The organism is Chitinophagales bacterium, from assembly GCA_041392475.1.
Taxonomy (GTDB): domain Bacteria; phylum Bacteroidota; class Bacteroidia; order Chitinophagales; family UBA2359; genus JAUHXA01.
In genome coordinates this window covers 194,922-213,531 of sequence record JAWKLZ010000002.1, presented here as the reverse complement: position 1 = coordinate 213,531, position 18,610 = coordinate 194,922, and the positions used below count along the sequence as shown (strand labels likewise).

The window sequence follows — 18,610 nt, the reverse complement described above, 5'->3', positions numbered from 1 at the left end:
AATCCAACCAAATCATGAAATTATCATTAAATATCTATTTGATGTGTGTGATAGCTGTGTGTTTTTCGATGAAAGACATGGCTCTTCAAGCACAGATAGTAGGACAGTCAGTTCCTGCTCTCGTTCTTCCTGATAGAAATGGGCAAGAATCTGCTCTTGCAGATTTGAAGGGTAACTATGTTTATCTCCACTTTTGGGCTTCTTGGTGTCCCAATTCTATTACTCAACTGCCTATTGTCACTCAAATCTACGATGAGTACAAAGATTCCAACTTCAAGATTTATAGTGTTTCTTTAGATGCGAGTAGAGATGCTTGGTTGAATGCTATTGATGTATTTCAGCTTGAATGGCCACAGCATCAGTGTGACTTCAATGGACCATTTTCTCATAGGTTAGACAACTTTGACCATGTAATTACACCTTTTGGATATTTGATTAGTCCAGAGGGAATTGTTTTGGAAGTAGATCCAGATGTGCATGAATATGCTGAATGGTTTAATATGGGCGTTGCAGAAGGAAATTATTATACGGTGAATATAGGGGCGTTTTCAGACTTGATGTATGTAGATTTCGATTACATTGAAGAGATGGGGCTTGTTGAATCAGGTTTGAATGTAGACGGTTCTTACTATGTGCATGTGGGTAAATATGCAAATGTTAGTGATGCCGAGAATACATTGAAAAAGGCTATTGGTCGAGGATATTATGAAGCCAAATTGACTACGGACGCTTATAGTGGTGAGGCAAGCCTAAGTTATGTTCAGCCTCCAGCATTGAGTATATACGATAACAATGTCTTGCCTGCTCCTAATTTTTACACACCTCCTTTCAATCCTCAACCTTCATTGAGTAATAACAATCAAAGTGGTAAAAATACTTCTGGGGTAATGTCAAATAATAATTCTCCTCAAACTCCGAATAAATCTATTTTTGAAGATCAAAATTTTAGTAATTCTAAAACTTCAAGTGTAGAACCTAATGAACCACAACAGTTTTATACTCCCCCTCAAAATAAATCTATCGTTCAAAAAAATGAATTTGATATACAGTTGCCTGATTATAAAAAATATCCTCAAGAAGAACAGTATCCAAATAACACTCCGAATATTTATGAGAGTGTCAAACAAGGGGAAGATTTTTTGAAAGGCCCCAACCCATTTATTCAAAATATAGAAGGGAGTGGAAACAGCTCCTCGAAATCGTACAATTTTGATAATAAATGGGAAAATCCGCAGGGAGGATTAACGCCTCTTTCGCCACCTGAAATCATACCAGAGTTATTTCAACACGATAGTCAACAAGAACAGCCTTCGGAGAGTGATGATTTTTATCCATATTCATCAGGTTTTGATGATTATGTCAATATTCATCCTTCAGAAGGGGTTTATTTGGAAGAAGACAATTCAGCGATTAATTATAAAGAAAGTAAATATGAGAAAAAACTTCGTATAAAAAAGCAAAAAGCAAAACGCAAACAGGAGAAATTGAAGAGAGAAATGCAAGCAACAATGAAAGAAATAGAGGAATTGGATGAGAGTATTCAGATCACTCGTCAATACCCTGAATATTGAGTTCTAAGCAAAAAACAACAATAAATCAGCTATATTTTTAGTTTTGAATGTTAATTAATTTTCGTTAATTTGCTTTTTTGGTTATATTCGGAAATTACATTTAAAACTCAAAGGTCGTGAAAGAACTGTTGCAAACATTTGGATATACATTGGCTATCGGTATGGTGGTTTTTTTTGCAGTCATGATTATCAGCAAAAGTGGCGTAGGCTTGGCCGAAAAATGGAAGGTGAATTCTGATAAGCTTGAAAAAGAGGCAGATAATTTTGTCAAAAAAGTAGATAAAGGGGTCGATAATACCAAGGATTTTTTGGAAAAAGTACAGGACAATCGAGACAATCCAACGAAAAATCCCAATCCTAACCCTGTTGATAAAAACCAAGGCGAATCTTACAATGATGTAGATGCCCCCAACATTGTAGAAGTATTGGTAGATGACCCTACTGTTCCAGAAGTAGAAAACCCTTTGCAAGACAGACCTACTGAATTTGTGAATACAACGTCTTCACCTGCAACAAATCAAAAGATAGCTCCAACTGTTTCTATGGAAGATGACGACAAAACCTATCAAATTCAGTTGGGAGTGGTCACCAAAAAGAATACAGACCTCTCTAACTTTAGGATTGTAAACGGCTTGGGAGATATTTACGCACAGACAATAGACAACAGCAAAAGTCGTATTTTACTTGGTGATTTTCAAGGAAAAAGAGCTGCTCGATTGGTGTTGGAAGAAGTAAAACAAAGAGGGTTGAAAGATGCTTTTTTAGTAGAAAAAAAACAGGTATCTGCTGCAATAGCCCCAACAAAAAAAGCAGTAGAAAAACCTATTCCTGTTTCAAATGTTGAAGAAATAGGAAACTACATAGTTCGTTTAGGTGTATTTTCTGAACCTCCAACAGAAAAACTAACAAAATTGAGTGAGATTGGTAAGATTTATCTACAACCTCATTCTACAAATCCTAATTTGAACATTGTTTCCATCGGAATCTTTGCATCCAAATCACAGGCAGAAGCTGCTTTGGCCTCTGCAAAAAAGCAAAGTTTTAAGGATGCTTTTATCACTACTGCAAACAATCAACTCATAGATGCCAATGCTGGAAAAGGTTTGTACTATCTTCCAGATGAATACAAAAACCCCTCAAATGCTTGCGTAGAACAATATGTTATCCAATTGAGTGCTGCAAAAAGACCCAATGTAGGGGATTTTAAAACACTTTTGAACATGGGAAATTTATTTACCGAATATGATCCGGCAAATGACATCAGCAAAGTATTTGTAGGGCCATTTGAAGATAAAGCTAATGCTAACCAAGCACTCCAAAAAGTAAAAGCCAAAGGTTTTCAGCAAGCATTTGTTGTGGATAGAACCAAATATTGAAATTGAAGTCTAAAAAGTAAATAAAAACGAATTGGTATTGTAAGTAATTTTTAAGCCATGTTACTTGTTTTTAATTTGTTTATATTCTTTGAAGTTAACTGGACTATACTTATCACCTAAAAATTTAAAGGATTATGCGAAAGCTAGTTACCACGCTATTTGTTGTACTATCACTCACGTTACTTCCATTTTACTCCACGTCCTATTCGCCACCGTCAATTGGCGAAATGGCACCAGAAGTAGAATTGCCAGACCTAAATGGGAAAAATCTAAAACTCTCACAGTTAAGAGGAAATGTTGTACTGGTCAGTTTTTGGTCAACTTGGTGTGCTGCCTGCAATGCCATCAAAAACCCAGAATACCGACAATTGTATAACCGCTACAAAGATTATACCTTCGAAAATGCGGATGGATTCACCATTTACAGTGTCGCATTTGATAGCGATAAGAGCAAATGGCAGCGTAGAATTGAAGAAGCACAATTGGACTGGCCTACCCATGTCATAGACCAAGATTCCTATTATTCCTACTATTGGTTTATCTACAATATCAAAAGTATTCCGTCTTCCTTTTTGCTGGACGAAACAGGTAAGGTAATTGGCGCAAACATGACTTATAGTCAATTAGATACAGAACTGGGCAAACGAAGAAGAGGACGAAAGGTAAAGAATGTTTTGGTGGTAGGAGAAACAAGTGGAACACAAGGAAATACCAATAATTCTACTACTACAAAACCTACACCCACGCCAACTCCTTTTCCGACACAAACGGTTCAAAAAGAAGTCTATAAAATTCAGATTGGTGTTTTTAGAAACCCCAATCTTGCAAAATTTAGTGCGCTCAATGACTTAGGAACTTTGGAAACAGAATCTGTTTCTAAACTTCAAAGGGTGTTATTGGGATCTTTCTCAGAAGCACAATCTCAATCAGTACTGAGAACGGTGAAAGCACGTGGTTATAGAGATGCTTTCTTAGTGAAGCGAAAAGGCACAGGCACTTCTCAACCTGAAAATGTGATTGTAGACGTTATAGATGAACCCAAACAACCACAATCAGGTGAATCAACTACTACTACGCCTGTGTCTGGAAATGAGGGTGATTTCAACTCGACCTACCTCGAAAAGGTGTATAAAATCCAGTTAGGCGTGTTCAGTAAATTTATTGAAAGCAAGTTCAAAAATGTGAAGCCTTATGGGAAAATTGATGTAGAGTCGACCAATAGTGGACTAAGTAAGGTACTCTTAGGAAGCTTCAAAACCTCTGTAGAGGCAAACGATGCATTGAAACAGGTCAGACCCAAAGGCTTTAAAGATGCTTTTTTGGTGAAAAGAGAGGAAATGATGACCATTACTGCTGCCTCCAATGTGACACGTTATGTACCAACTTGGCAGCGTAATATGTCGGAAACAGGGGAGGAAGACACTACTTCTTATTTAGCCCTGATGAAACTCGAATATCCTGCCCTTCAAGGTACGATGGTTGGTGAAGTTGCTCCTGAAATCTTATTGAGAAACAGAGATGGCGCAGCCTTGCCTTTATCTGCATTGCAAGAGAAATACACCTTAGTCCATTTCTGGGGAAGTTGGAGTGGACCTTCTCGACAAAACCACGAAGACCTCAAAAAAATCTACAATGACTTCCACGGCAAAAACTTTGAAATTTATAGTGTCGCTTTTGATGAAAAGTCTGACAAATGGAAAGAGGTAATCAAAGAAGATGCTATTGGCGATTGGAAGGTACATGTGATTGATCCAGAAGGAACTAAGTCCGACTTGCTGAAAATGTACAAAGTCAAATATCTACCTGCTATGTTTTTGGTGGATGAGGAAGGAACAGTTATTGGGGAAAATCTTAGTTACGAGCAATTGCGTCAAGTACTTCAACAGAAATTGAAGTAAAACATAGGAACAAATCTAATTTTCAAAGACGCAAATTTGTTTGAAGTGTTGTTGTAAATTCATGGATTTACAACAACGCTTTTTTATTTATCAACCAACGCTCATAATGTCATCTTGAAACTTCCTCTTTCTTTTTATAACCGCCCCGATGTCGTCCAAATAAGCAAAGAACTACTCGGCAAATCGCTTTTCACCCACTTCAATGGCATCACTACAGCAGGCATTATCACCGAAACTGAAGCCTATTGTGGCGCAACTGATAGAGCTTGCCACGCTTATCCCAATAAAAGAACAAAACGCACCGAAACCATGTTTGCAGAAGGCGGTATCAATTACACCTATCTCTGCTATGGCATTCACCACCTCTTCAATATTGTCACCAACCAAAAAGACCAAGCAGATGCGATTCTGATACGGGCTATTGAGCCTAATGTTGGCATCGAAACCATGCTCGAAAGACGCAATATGATCAAAATCCAACCCCGACTTACAGCTGGTCCTGGCTGCTTGACCCGTGCTTTGGGTATCCGAACCGAACACAATGGCGAAAGTTTGAGGGGAGAGGTAATTTGGATTGAAGACAATGACAGACAAATTGCAGAAAATCAAATCGTAAAGACTACTCGCATTGGAGTGGATTATGCAGGTGAAGATGCACTTTTACCCTGGCGTTTTTACATTGAAGGGAATAAGTGGGTAAGTAAAAAATAATGACTTTGATAAAAAAAATGATTTTCAAACGTTGAATATCTTCAAAAATACACTTCAAAAGTGTCCTTACGCTAAAATCTTCAATGAACCAAAGAAATTTTGTAGAATCCACTGCAATCTAATCTAAAAATAACTATTTCACCTTGCATATCCTATCTTTGCAACTTTCTAATATGCAAGCACTCCTTATAAAAAGTGGTTTATGAACTTTTGGGTGCAAAATTGCGTCTAAATAGAAACATACTTCACCTTATACCTTAAATTTGAATTTTTACTAAGTACATGAAGAGCCTGTCATTGGTTGTTATTTTTGTGGTGAGTCAGTTTTTTTTATTGGGTCAAAACAATAAAGAACAAGCATACAAGTATGGTCGTGAAGCCATCCGCTTGATGGACGAGGAGAAGGACTATAAAGAAGCCATCAAATTACTCCAAAAAGCTCAAGCACTGGATGAAGACAATATCCTGTATAGCTACGAAATAGCCTATGCTTATTACATTCAAAAACGCTACGAAACCGCCATCAATTTCCTACGAAAATTGCAGAGAAAAGATGGCTTCAATGAGCGTTTTTTCCGCTTGTTGGGAACTTGCTACGACTTGAGTGAGGATGTTAAAAAAGCAGAAAACACCTATCTGGATGGGATTGAATACTACCCATTTTCGGGTGAACTATACACGGAAATGGGGGGACTTCAATACCGAAAAGGAAACATTGATCGTGCAGTGAATTATTGGGAAATGGGAATTAGACGAGATCCCAATTTCGCAAGTAACTACTACTGGGCTGCAAAAATGTATCTCAATTCTTCTGAAAAAGTATGGGGTGTATTTTACGGCGAATTGTTCATGAATTTAGAACGCAATAGCAAGCGAACTTCTGAAATGGGAGAGATGCTTTTTGAAGCCTATCAAGGTGCTTTTCATCCCGAAAATGATTCAATAGGTTGGTTCAGTTTGAGCGAACGTGCGAGGACTTACCGCCTATTAATGTTTGAAGATCAGGGGCAAGTGCCTTTTCAAGTGGCTTATGGTGAGGCTTTTGAGGAAGTGTATGACAAATGGTTGAAGGCAGATAGTACTGCTACTTCAAAAACGGCTACTTTAAGCATCGGAGATATTGCAACTCTTAGAACCCTATTCACTCAATATTGGTTTGACCACAATCGCTATACGCCTTATCCCAATATTTTGTTGGATTGGCATAAAATATTGATAGACAAAGGTTATTTTGAAGCATACCACTACTGGCTATTGATGAAAGGAGACTCCGATGCCTTTGGAAATTGGGGACAAACTCACCAGAAAGTATTCAGTGAATTCATGAGTTGGTTTAAAGAAAACCCATTGAGACTCAACGAACACAAAAAATTTCACCGATTGCAATATGTTGAAGGAAATCAACCATTGAAGGATTTTTGAGAAAAACAATGCATATTTCATCGAAAAACGCAAACAATTTCAAGCTTTAGCGTTTTCACTTATTTCATTTTCATTTTCATTTTCATTTTCATTTTCATTTTCATTTTCATTTTCATTTTCATTTTCATTTTCATTTAAAGCTATGTCATACCTTTCCGCATTTGAGCGTCCGCTATTGTTAAATAAACTGTCTTCCAATCACTATGATTTGGTCATTATTGGAGGAGGAATCACAGGAGTAGGCATTGCTTTGGATGCTGCTTCGAGGGGTTTAAAAACCGCATTGGTCGAGAAATACGATTTTGCATCAGGAACAAGTAGCCGTTCTACTAAGTTAGTACATGGTGGGTTGCGGTATTTGAAACAGTTTGAAGTGGCTTTGGTGCGAGAAGTAGGACGTGAAAGAGCGATTGTGCATGAATTGGCTCCACATTTGGTAATTCCCGAAAAAATGCTTTTACCGATTGTGGAAGATGGTACTTTTGGAAAATTCTTAACTTCAATTGGTTTAATGGTTTACGATGTTTTGGCAGGAGTGGAAAAACCAGATCAAAGAGAAATGCTGTCAAAAGAAGAAACTTTAGAACATGAACCTTTATTGGAATATGCTCATCTGAAAGGAGGGGGGCTATATGCCGAATACCGAACAGATGATGCCCGTTTGACTATTGAAGTGATGAAAACGGCTGCAAAGTTTGGCGCAGACAGCATCAACTATGTAGAAGCAGTCGAGTTTGAATACGACAAGGAAGGAATTGTATGCGGAATCACTTGCAAAGATTTACTCAACGATATTACTTTTGTCATCAATGCGGATTATGTGGTGAATGCAGCAGGGCCGTGGGTAGATGACCTTCGCCAAATAAACCATTCGATGAACGAGAAACACCTGTTTCTGACCAAAGGTGTTCACATCGTATTGCCGCACCATAAATTCCCTGTTCAACAATCTATTTATTTTGATGTGCCCGACGGGAGGATGATTTTTGCCATTCCTCGTGGTAAAGTTACCTATGTTGGTACAACCGATACTGAATATAAAGGCAATGTAAATCATATCATTGCGAATAAAGAAGATGTGGACTACCTACTCAAAGCCATTGCCCATACTTTCCCACAAATCAAATTGGAGGCTTCTGATGTAGTGTCGAGTTGGGCGGGTGTGCGTCCATTGATTCACGAGGAAGGAAAATCCGCATCTGAAATTTCCCGAAAAGATGAAGTATTTGAATCTTCTACGGGTTTGATTTCTATTGCAGGAGGCAAACTTACGGGCTACCGTAAAATGTCGGAAAAGGTGGTGGATTTGGTAGTCAAAAGACGCTACAAAGAAGATGGTACAAAGCCCCCAGTTTGTCAAACAGAAAGCATTGACCTTTGTGGGGGAGAAACATTGCCGAATAACAAAGCAGTGAATAAATACATCCAAAAAATCTATCAACAAATCGAAAAAGGAGGGTTGACGGAATACGATGCTTGGTATTTGGTGAGTAATTATGGTACTCAAAGCGATGCGATTGTGAATCGTTTTTTTGAATTGAGACCACTCAACATTGCTCCAATAGCACTCTTAAAAGCAGAACTTTGGTTTACTGTAAATAAAGAGATGGTGTTTGGTTTGCTTGATTTTTACATGCGCCGAACAGGGCGTTTTTACTTTGATATTGAGAGTGTTTATTCTTCACAACAGATTGTTTTGGAGGAATTTGAAAAATATTTTCATTGGAGTACCGATAAAATACAACAAGAAATAGTTGAATTGGAACAAGCATTGCAGGAAGCGGCAAATTTTGAGTGACGGAACACGAAATCACGGAGGTACAGAGTTCATGTAAGCCTTCATAAAATCAATCACTACCTCACCTGCCCACTCCCAAACACAAACCATTTATTGGTCACCAACTGCGAAAGTCCCAAGGGACCTCGATGGTGCAGTTTGTCGGTGCTAATCGCCAACTCTGCCCCCATTCCAAACTGCCCGCCATCCGTAAATCTAGTTGAAGCATTGTGATAGACGGCTGCTGCGTCAATATCGGTCATAAATTGAAGGGCAGTAGCTTTATTTTTGGTCATGATTACCACCGAATGTTTGCCCGAATAATGGTTGATTTTTTCTATTGCAGTTTCCATCGAATCTACTGCCCCCAACACAATTTTCATCGCCAAAAATTCTTCTGCCCATATTGCTTCGTCATCAATGAGCGAAACCGTTGAAGCATCGAGTAAACTGTAAAGCGTTTTATCCACGGTGACGGCTACTTTGTGCTGCAATAAAGCTGCTGCCAATTCTTGTACTCGTGCATTGAAGTCAGGTAAATTTTTGTAAATCAAAACCTTATCCAAAGCATTGCAAGCACTGATTTTTGCCGTTTTTGCGTTGAGGATTACCTTCAATGATTGCTCCACATCCGCATCTTCGTGAACATACAAAAAATTGTTGCCTCGTCCGCTCACCAAAACAGGCGCAGTAGAATGGGTTTTCACATATTCAATCAAAGCCTCGCCGCCTCTAGGCACAATCAAATCAACAGGCTCAGTCGGTTGCTTCAAAAAAGCCTGTGTTTCGGGTCGGGTAAATTGCAAGTATTTTACCCAATCTTTCGACAAACCATTCTCCTCCAATGCCTGATGCCAAATCTCCACCAACTTCAAATTGGACTGAACGGCCTCTTTTCCTCCCTTCAATAAAATCCTATTTCCAGCTTTAAACGCCAATGCTGCGGCTTCAATGCTCACATCGGGACGAGATTCGTAAATAATCAAAATCGTACCGAATGGAGAAGTTCGGTTTTCTATCTGCAAACCGTTTTCGTGTTGAAACTCGGACAACAACTGCCCAACAGGGTCGGATTTTTCCATCACTTCCGTCACCGATTGAATCATACCATCTACTTTTTTGTCATTGACTATCAAACGGTCGTACATGGATTGGTCGCTTCCCTTGTAGTTGTTAACGTCTATTTGGTTGCAGTCCAAAATGGCTTTGCGCTTGGCTTCTAAGAGGGCAGCCATGGTGTTGAGGACTTTGTTTTTTAAGTTGGTTTGCATAAGGGGTTTCGTTTTTTTTGAAGGGCGAAAATAGAGAATCTGTGGAGGATAGTGTGAAAATAGGGTGGGTTTTTTATGTTGTCACCTGTTGTAGGACAAGATTGAACCAAAAAAAACCGCCCTCTCAAAATCCTTGAGAGGGCGGTTTTTTTTGCCTTATTCAAATGTATCAAAGTTATTCAATACATCCATTTTTCGTCAGTTGGTTCTTACCCTTCTTCACCAAAGTCAAAATTCAATTGGAAACGAAGTGTATTGTCCAATGGACTTGGTTGGCTACCAGCAGGAATGATGTAAGAGAAGTTCAATCCAAAAACGCTGTATTTCAAGCCAATACCAGCAGTGATGTATTTGCGATTGCCTTTCAATTTGTGTTCATTGAAGTGACCCACACGTACTGCAAAGCGGTCGTTGTACCAATATTCAGCACCGATAGAATACATCAATTCTTGTATTTCTTCGCTGAATCCACCTGGAGCATCGCCAAACGAGCCAAACATACCACTCAACAATCCTTTTTCACGGTGTGCGAATGTTGGATCATCAGGGTCAGGAGTAGGTACCATCAATTTATTGACATCGAAAGTGAACATCAAACTGTTGTACTCATCCATTTGCATGTCAATAGCTGTACCGATACCCAAGTTGATAGGAATAAAATCTCTGGTTTGGTCTTCGGTATAAGATACCTTATTACCGATGTTGGTAATCGCTGCACCCCAAGAGAAAGTAGCCTCATTGCCCAAGAACGTAGCATCAGGATTTTGGTAGTAAACAGAAATATCTGCTGCTACCACGTTTGCTGCTTTCACAATGTTGCCGCTGCTGATTTCTTGACCTCTCGCCAAGTCAGAACGACCGTATTTCAAGGTGATACCTGCCGACATTCTATCCGAAAGTTTACGAGCATAACCCAAATCCAATGCAAATTCATTTGGATTGTAGTTTCCTGCATCACCACCTACAATGTCGGTAAATTGGATGTTACCCAAGGAAAAATAACGGAGAGAAACTCCAATAGATTGAAGGTCGTCAATGCGTTTGTAACCAGAAAGATAGGCTAAGAAAATATCGTCTACCAAGCGAGTTAACCAAGGAGTATAGGTAAGCCCTAAACTCATGTCTTGTTCTACAAAAGCGAGTTTAGAAGCGTTGTGGTACAATGCTCCTGCATCTGGTGAAGTCGCAATACCTGCTTCTCCTAAACCACCTGTTCTACCATCTGGATTGATTCGCAAAAAGGGGATAGCCGTAGCTACTGTATTGGGTGCGTCTTGCCCGTTGGTAACGCCAGGCCCAGGAAGTTGTGTACCTTGTGCTAGTGCAATGTTAGAATTGGTCATCATGCACAAAACAACAATAATGATGAATGAAAATGAAAAATTTAGCTTCATAATACCTTACTATAATTTAAACTAAAGAGTTGGTTACGGAATTAATTGTTTGTTCAGACTTATAACTGTTGAGTCTTGTTTTTATTGCCGTAGAATGGGGTAGAATTAGGAGAATAATAATAATTTATAAATCTTTTTTTATTCGGTAATAGGTTCAATTAAGGGCAGAAAAAATCAATTTGAATCTGCAAATTTACACTTTTTTTAAGACTTGTATAAACCTTATCAAAACACCTATACCTTCTACTCCTTGCTATAACTGTACCAAAAATAAATCCCTTCGTCTATTTTGAAGGGATTTATGTAAAAAAAATGTTTTTCTATGCTTTCCAACGGATGATAATTGAAAAGGGTTGCTACTTCAAAATTACCAACTGCTCATGTTTGCGAACAGTTGTATTGTTTGAATCCGTCACTTTCACCTCATAAAAATACATTCCTGTACTCAATGCTTGGCCACCACTATCCAAACCATCCCATTCCACTTCAGAGCGAAAACCCGTAGCATCAATCGTTTGACCCAGCGATCGAACCAAGCTTCCAGCCGTGGTGTAAATATTGATTTCTACCTGCAATGCCTCACCTGCCCGATTGTGTTCAAACAAGAAAGCCGTTTCGTCAATCACAGGATTTGGATAGTTCAGCACTGCGTCCAAAGCAAGCGTTGCTGATTCTGCTACAATAAATTCGGTAAAACCTTTGCCCGAATTGTTGTAAACATCCCAAGCCTTCACTTCAATTTGATGCAGACCTGGCTCCAAGTTGGACAAGGGGTAATAAATAAAACCCTCTTGATAGCTATCCAAAGTTGCTTTGTAGTGTTCGTTAAGCACCAATGTATTCGCCGTTTGTTCATTTAGCAAACCCGTAATGTCATGTCCAATACCCGTACTGACTGTATTGATACCACTTTCGTCCTTCAATTTGACAAATAAAACAGGGTTGGGACTTGTCATCCCACCTGAAATAAAACGGTCATCATTCATAAAAACCTGCACTTCTGGGCCTTCGTTGTCTTGTGTAATGTCTTCATCATCAATCCCTCCAATCACAATCTCGTCATTGTAGCCATTCGCATCAATTGTACCATCTTCAGCATAATAACTAATTCTACCCTGACCAAACTGATAAGAAATGTCTTTTGGCATGACAAAAGAAAAACTAAATTTTCCATTAACGGCACTCGCTCGCCCTTTGAAAATCACACTTTTGCGAAGGTCAAAATCCGCCACTTCACTTCTCGCATCCTGTCCAAGTGTTTTCAAGTGTATCATTTTATCATAAATCGTTGGATAGACCACTCCATTGAAGGATTCAAGTAGTTCGCCATTTTTACCGACCACTTCTCCTGTCACAGTTACGTGTGTTAATGCTTTTAGTGTATCTGCTGTTTCACTCAATTCTTGTGTAGAAATAGAGGTTGTCACCACATCATAATAAGGGTAAGCCAATCGAAGAGAAGGGTCTCCCAAAAGTCCAAACTTTCGGTTGTTTTTTCCTGTATTTGCAGCATCATTTTTAGCCAATCGAGCAATTTCTCCAATGCGAGGCATTTCCCCGTTGATAGGTTTGAATAAAAAGCGTAAAAAATCTTCGTTCAATTGCATATTCGAGTTTGCCAATACTACTCGTGTTGTGGTCATGATGGCAATAGACCCACCTTTGGGAGATAAAACTGTTTCCTCACCTGCTGAAACCCGAGCAGGATCATCAAAACGGCTGAAACTACAAGTTGCAGTGATGAAAAAAGGCATTTTATCCAGATTGTTCCAATTAGTAATATCGTTGACTCCCAAAATTCTTTCATGCGCCCAACTTTCTTCGCTACCATGCCCTACATAGTTCATCACCAAAGAACCATTGAAGACACGGGTATTGATAGCCGTATTGACTCCTGGATAACGACCACCTCCAGGAGTAGCGACTTGTTCAAAGGCATCCAAATAAATCTTGTCAATCAAGTATTCGGGGAAAGAGTCCTGTATCAATGCCGTATGACTTTCTGCATCTTTGAAGTGTCGGTTGTTGTCCTCATCATCTGCAATGAATGTCAAGACATTGCGCCACTCACCGAGTGAACTGTTGCTGGCATAATGTATCAACTTGTCCACCACAGCCTTAGCATCGGTTTGGGTAGAAATCGGCAGTCGACCCACTCCAATGTCCAAGCGGTGTTCGATGCTGTTGATATTGCTCCCCTCATTGTCGTCCAAAAATGCAAAATAATCATCACTGCAGTAGGTATTCAAAGATTGAATAGAGGTTGGTGTTTCGTAGGTAGGTACAAAATTGTGGTCCTCCCCTGGTAAAATGCCTTTGTAGTCAAAAGAAGCATCACCAAACAATAGTAGGTATTTCACCACTTCGCCACCATTATCTGCTCGGTCATAATACATTTTCATGTAATCACGAATAGCAGTAATATCAGGCGTTCCAGACGAAAATTCGTTGTAAACTTCTTCAATCAGCACCACTTTTACATCCAATCCATCGTTGGTCAATCGAAAATCCGCCAATCGGTTTGCTTCTTCCAGAAAGTAAGGATGGGTAATCAAAATCATGTCAGGAACATCTGCTGTATGCAGGTTTTGTCGAGCGATTTTGCCAACCGCCTTTGAAGGAGTGAAATATTGCGTACCATCAAAAGCAATGTATTCTCGCAGTTCATTTGTATTGTTTACAAACGTATGGTTGCTTCCTGTTTTCGTCAAGGTCATTTTCTGAACATTTCCCAAATCTGTCACCTCCCAAATTTTTGTAGCATCTGTCAACCCCCCAACCATAAACTTTGCCACACCATTGTTTGATACCGATTGAGCATCTCTAAAATTCATTTGTCCACCACCAAAAATAAGCTTTCGGCGCACGTTCAAGGCTATGTAATCCAACCAACCTGTTGCATCAATATCATTGCGACTGTATTGTAGACTTACTGTGATAGCATCGTCATTAGCTTCAAAATCACCGTTTAGTGTAGAAGCACGGGCATAATCATCTGTTTGTTCACCACCTACTTTTGTCATACTATGCGTATAAATTGGCTGTCCATTTGCCCTCACACTGATCGTATTGGTTGTTGCAGTAGAACGAGAAGCCACACGGGTTTCGACATAGGCAGGAATATTAGGGTCGAGATTTTTGAATTGGTCAAAAACAAAATTCATTGGGTCTGTACTTTTTAAAATCTCTCCATACCAAATTCGCCCACTCAGATTGAGGTGTTGTGATTCGGTTTCGTGAAAAGCGTAGTCATCAAAAGTATTTACTTCAACAGTAGGCGTTGCAGCATTTCCCTGCAATGCCACTCTTTTGCCCACCCCCAAATCAAAATTCAAAAAATAAGTGTTGGATGTTGCATAGGCATGAACAGCATGTTCGAATCGTTGAGAATTTTTATTGTACTTCCATTGATTAGGCCCTTCGGCATAAAACAAGATGTAATCTTGGTCATCTAATTGACCATTGTTGTTGTTATCCACTACTTCAATGGCGTTTTCGAGTAAATCGTCAATGCGCTCTGCACCAGCTAATTCAGGTAGCATCCCACCACCATTGCCATACACACGAATATTCTTGATCGCAATATTTCCTGCAAAGCCCAATTCTCTAATGAAATTGAAATCTATTTTGTGAATACCCGTATTGGTCACTTCAAATTTATAGAAATCACCTTGGTTCAACACTGAATTGCTGGTATAAGTCCTTGCTTTTTGGCGGCTATTTTGACCTGCAATGGGCGTGTATTGCAGGATTATATCGGCACTGATGAGTTTTTCGTACTTGCCAGTAGCCTTATTTTGGCGAATAGGAATAAAAGAAACTACCGCCATTGTTTGCTTGCGATCATGTGCAAGATAGGTGGAGAGGGTAATTTCGTTGGAAATATGGTCGTTAATATTCAGTACTTTTGGGAGTGTAATGGGTTCAAAAACAGAATTTTTAAGAACAGCCGTTACCTGTTCACTTTCTGCAATCGGAAAACTTTCGACAAAAATAGGCAGTGTATGCTCCTCCAATTGAAAAACTGCATCTTTGAAGTTTGCAGCTTTTGAAGTTTCTACACCAAAAGAAGTATCTTCGACAATAGTTTGTTCACTCCATTGAATTTCTATTGAGTTTTCGAGTGTAGATTGTGCATACAAACTGACGATAGACAACAAAGTGAATAGCAAGAGTGATGTTTTTTTATACATAATGTGTTACTTTTGCGAACTACAAAAATTTAAAACTGAAATTGGAAATCGAAATTACAATGAAAAGAAGTATCTACCGTTCCTTAAAAGGTAATAACGATTTACAAACATAAAACGTTGGCTTTTGCCAAAAGTAATAGAAAGTAAACCTTTTTTTTGTTGTAAGCGAGACAGATAGGTTACTTTTGTGAAATTTGAAACGCAAGATTTCTTCACTATCAGTTACTTGCTTTCTAATACAAAAACAATACAAACCCAAATGCAAGTAATTGTTGCAGCGTTTATCACTGAATTTTTTGAGTTAATATGAGCATTAGAGAAAATTCAAAAATACTATACCCATTGAAGTTCCATCGTGTAGGTGTTTATGTCAAGAGATTTTTGAACTTCAATGTAGGAAATGATTTTCTTAAAATATTCTACTCGTTCCTTTTATGGGCGGTAATGGCAGTGAATGTGCAAGCACAAGATGCAGAATTTAGCCAGTTTTATGCGGCACCTGCTTACCTCAATCCTTCCATGATTGGTTTCACCAATGAAGCAAGGGTAGGCTTGAACTATCGCCTGCAGATGCCCGATTTTGGAGATGCCTTTGTGACAATGGCCCTCGCTTACGATCAACATTTTTACAAACAAAATAGCAGTATAGGCTTGTTGTTGGTAGGAGATAGAGCGGGTCAAGGCTTGTTTAATACTTACGGAGTGAGTGCTTTATATGCCTATCAATTGCAGTTGAATAGCTCCATGACCATGAAAGCTGGACTTTCTTTTGGAGTATTTAATCAGTCTATCAATTGGGGAGAATTGGTTTTTGGTGATATGATCAATCCTTCAACAGGAGCAGCGATTATCCCGACTTTAGAAGATACACCTGCTCGTACAAGTTTGACCAAACTGGATTTTGCCGTAGGAATGACGGGTTTTACTGAAAATTTCATATTCGGATTATCTGCAAAACACATCACTCAACCCGAAACCTCTTTCACTGATTTTGACGATTCAGACAATCATTTGTCAGTGAGAGTTGCCCTAAATGCAGGATATGTAATGTATTTGGGCCCCAAGTCACAAAGTAGAGAGCAGTTTTATGTTAGCCCCAATGCTTTGTTTGTCCACCAAGCCAAATTTAATCAACTCAATGTAGGTGCTTATGTCGGACAAGGAGCAATATTTGGAGGACTTTGGTATAGGCATACTATAAGTAATGCAGATGCGTTAATAATGTTGTTGGGACTCAAAACAGGAATATTTAAGATTGGCTATAGTCATGATTTTAACGTTTCTAACCTTGGAACACCAGCAAATGCCCATGAATTTTCTGTTATTTTTGATTTTGGAAAGACTTGGGATGCCAATAGGCAAAACAGATTGAGAAAGGCAGCAGAGTGCCCAGAAATGTTAAAGTAGAAAAGTAATGGAAAATTATTTTATTTTTGCTTGCTTTATTGGATAAAGATACGATTTAAGAAATTTATTATCAATCATCATTAAAAAATTGGTATAAGGATGAATAGGCTTTTTAGACTTGCCGGACAATTTGTGTTACTCCTTGCTATCATGGGAATGTACTCATGTAGCAAAAAACAAAAATCTTCTGCTACGGGATGGGAATACAATGACCCTGAATGGGGTGGATTCTACGTAGCTGAAGAGAAAGAACAAAAGACAGGCCCAGGATTAGTGTTGGTACCTGGTGGTACTTTTACTATGGGAAGTGTGGAAGAAGACGTTTTATACGACTACCATGCTACTCCTCACCGTGTAACCGTTTCTTCTTTTTATATGGATGAATCGGAAGTGACAAATGTGGACTATCGGGAATACCTGTACTGGTTGGAGCGACTTTTTGGAGATACTTATCCAGAGTTGTACCAAAAAGCAGTACCTGATACCTTGGTTTGGTTGGAAGAATTGGCTTACAATGAACCTTTCGTAGAAAATTATTTCCGTCACCCTGCTTACAACAATTACCCCGTAGTAGGTGTAAGTTGGTTACAAGCGAATGAATTTTGCAAATGGCGTTCTGACCGTGTAAACGAAATGCTTTTGATTGAAGAAGGTATCTTGGATCAAGACCCTAATCAGTATGGTGCAGAACACTTTTCTACAGATGCTTACCTATTAGGTCAGTATGAAGGTGTGGTAAACAAAGGAATCAAAAACCACGATCCAAATGGTGCTGAAACACGCTCTGTTCGTTTCGATGATGGTATTTTGTTGCCTGACTATCGCTTACCGACTGAGGCGGAGTGGGAATATGCTGCATTGGGCCAGATTGCAGAAGGAAATGAAGAGCGATTCACTGACCGTAAAATTTATCCATGGAAAGGTAGCGGAGTACGCTATGGCGAACATGGTAAATGGCATGGTGATATCCTCGCCAACTTCAAAAGAGGACGTGGTGACTACATGGGTATTGCAGGTAAATTGAACGACAATGCAGAGATTACTGCCCCTGTAAAAAGCTACATTGCCAATGATTTTGGATTGTACAATATGGCAGGTAATGTGAGTGAGTGGACATTGGACGTGTATCGTGCGATGACTTCTACAGACGCTCAAGACTTCAATGCTTTCCGTGGTAACGTTTTCAAAACCATGGAAAAAGATGAAGAAGGTCGTATCGCTCCTAAGGATAGCTTGGGTAGAATCAAATACCGTGAATTGACCGAAGACGAAATTGGCAATCGCACCAACTTCCGCAAAGCCAATGTAATCAACTACCGTGATGGTGATGATGATTCGGCAGTAGGTTACGAAACCAATACTACTACTTTGATCAGTGATAAATCGCGGGTAATCAAAGGTGGTTCTTGGAAAGATGTCGCTTACTGGTTGACCCCTGGAACACGTCGCTATATGGATGAAGATCAAGCTGCTAGTTGGGTTGGTTTCCGTTGTGCAATGATTCGTGTGGGTTCACCTGATGGAAAGAAATTTCCTAAGGCTAAGAAAAAATAATCAGCAGAAAACAAATCCTGTTTTTTGATACAAAAG

Annotated in this window: 12 protein-coding genes; 8 read left to right on the top strand and 4 right to left on the bottom strand. The window is 39.2% G+C overall.

Annotated features, from left to right (window positions below; translation table 11 throughout):
- Positions 1-14 precede the first annotated feature (14 nt).
- The 5 genes from R3E32_14345 (at position 15) to R3E32_14325 (ending at position 6,978) form a co-directional block, all read left to right on the top strand.
- Entirely contained in the window at positions 15-1,571 is a 1,557-nt protein-coding gene (locus R3E32_14345) for a TlpA disulfide reductase family protein (GenBank protein MEZ4885910.1), read from the top strand.
- Between the two features lie 116 nt (positions 1,572-1,687).
- The gene (locus R3E32_14340) at positions 1,688-2,947 is read left to right on the top strand and encodes an SPOR domain-containing protein (protein MEZ4885909.1); all 1,260 of its coding nucleotides are present in this window, start codon (positions 1,688-1,690) and stop codon (positions 2,945-2,947) included.
- 227 nt (positions 2,948-3,174) lie between these two features.
- Positions 3,175-4,845 (top strand): thioredoxin-like domain-containing protein, encoded by a 1,671-nt coding sequence (locus R3E32_14335; GenBank protein ID MEZ4885908.1) that lies wholly within the window; start codon positions 3,175-3,177, stop codon positions 4,843-4,845.
- Between the two features lie 114 nt (positions 4,846-4,959).
- Complete coding sequence (locus R3E32_14330) at positions 4,960-5,556, top strand: DNA-3-methyladenine glycosylase (GenBank protein MEZ4885907.1); 597 nt, start codon at positions 4,960-4,962, stop codon at positions 5,554-5,556.
- A gap of 282 nt (positions 5,557-5,838) precedes the next feature.
- A complete protein-coding gene (locus tag R3E32_14325) occupies positions 5,839-6,978 on the top strand; it encodes a tetratricopeptide repeat protein (GenBank protein MEZ4885906.1) in 1,140 nt (379 codons plus the stop codon).
- Positions 6,979-7,017: 39 nt separating this feature from the next.
- On the opposite strand, the gene R3E32_14320 is transcribed toward R3E32_14325, so the two are convergent.
- Complete coding sequence (locus R3E32_14320) at positions 7,018-7,176, bottom strand: hypothetical protein (protein MEZ4885905.1); 159 nt, start codon at positions 7,174-7,176, stop codon at positions 7,018-7,020.
- A gap of 10 nt (positions 7,177-7,186) precedes the next feature.
- Between R3E32_14320 and R3E32_14315 the strand changes: the two genes are divergently transcribed.
- The gene (locus R3E32_14315) at positions 7,187-8,776 is read left to right on the top strand and encodes a glycerol-3-phosphate dehydrogenase/oxidase (protein MEZ4885904.1); all 1,590 of its coding nucleotides are present in this window, start codon (positions 7,187-7,189) and stop codon (positions 8,774-8,776) included.
- Between the two features lie 56 nt (positions 8,777-8,832).
- On the opposite strand, the gene R3E32_14310 is transcribed toward R3E32_14315, so the two are convergent.
- The 3 genes from R3E32_14310 to porU form a co-directional block, all read right to left on the bottom strand.
- The gene (locus R3E32_14310; GenBank protein ID MEZ4885903.1) at positions 8,833-10,026 is read right to left on the bottom strand and encodes a glutamate-5-semialdehyde dehydrogenase; all 1,194 of its coding nucleotides are present in this window, start codon (positions 10,024-10,026) and stop codon (positions 8,833-8,835) included.
- A 209-nt stretch (positions 10,027-10,235) separates the two neighbouring features.
- Entirely contained in the window at positions 10,236-11,420 is a 1,185-nt protein-coding gene (gene porV, locus R3E32_14305; GenBank protein MEZ4885902.1) for a type IX secretion system outer membrane channel protein PorV, read from the bottom strand.
- Between the two features lie 356 nt (positions 11,421-11,776).
- The gene (porU, locus tag R3E32_14300; GenBank protein ID MEZ4885901.1) at positions 11,777-15,613 is read right to left on the bottom strand and encodes a type IX secretion system sortase PorU; all 3,837 of its coding nucleotides are present in this window, start codon (positions 15,611-15,613) and stop codon (positions 11,777-11,779) included.
- A gap of 342 nt (positions 15,614-15,955) precedes the next feature.
- Between porU and R3E32_14295 the strand changes: the two genes are divergently transcribed.
- Together R3E32_14295 and R3E32_14290 are read left to right on the top strand one after the other, a co-directional pair.
- A complete protein-coding gene (locus R3E32_14295; GenBank protein MEZ4885900.1) occupies positions 15,956-17,020 on the top strand; it encodes a PorP/SprF family type IX secretion system membrane protein in 1,065 nt (354 codons plus the stop codon).
- 99 nt (positions 17,021-17,119) lie between these two features.
- A complete protein-coding gene (locus R3E32_14290; GenBank protein MEZ4885899.1) occupies positions 17,120-18,574 on the top strand; it encodes an SUMF1/EgtB/PvdO family nonheme iron enzyme in 1,455 nt (484 codons plus the stop codon).
- Positions 18,575-18,610: the final 36 nt, after the last annotated feature.

What these genes read in the sequence shown, in the direction of transcription:
- R3E32_14345 (MEZ4885910.1), top strand. Translation starts at nt 15, where the DNA reads ATGAAATTATCATTAAATATCTATTTGATGTGTGTGATAGCTGTGTGT.
- R3E32_14335 (MEZ4885908.1), top strand. Translation starts at nt 3,175, where the DNA reads ATGGCACCAGAAGTAGAATTGCCAGACCTAAATGGGAAAAATCTAAAA.
- R3E32_14325 (MEZ4885906.1), top strand. Translation starts at nt 5,839, where the DNA reads ATGAAGAGCCTGTCATTGGTTGTTATTTTTGTGGTGAGTCAGTTTTTT.
- R3E32_14310 (MEZ4885903.1), bottom strand. Translation starts at nt 10,026, where the DNA reads ATGCAAACCAACTTAAAAAACAAAGTCCTCAACACCATGGCTGCCCTC.
- porV (MEZ4885902.1), bottom strand. Translation starts at nt 11,420, where the DNA reads ATGAAGCTAAATTTTTCATTTTCATTCATCATTATTGTTGTTTTGTGC.
- porU (MEZ4885901.1), bottom strand. Translation starts at nt 15,613, where the DNA reads ATGTATAAAAAAACATCACTCTTGCTATTCACTTTGTTGTCTATCGTC.
- R3E32_14290 (MEZ4885899.1), top strand. Translation starts at nt 17,120, where the DNA reads ATGAATAGGCTTTTTAGACTTGCCGGACAATTTGTGTTACTCCTTGCT.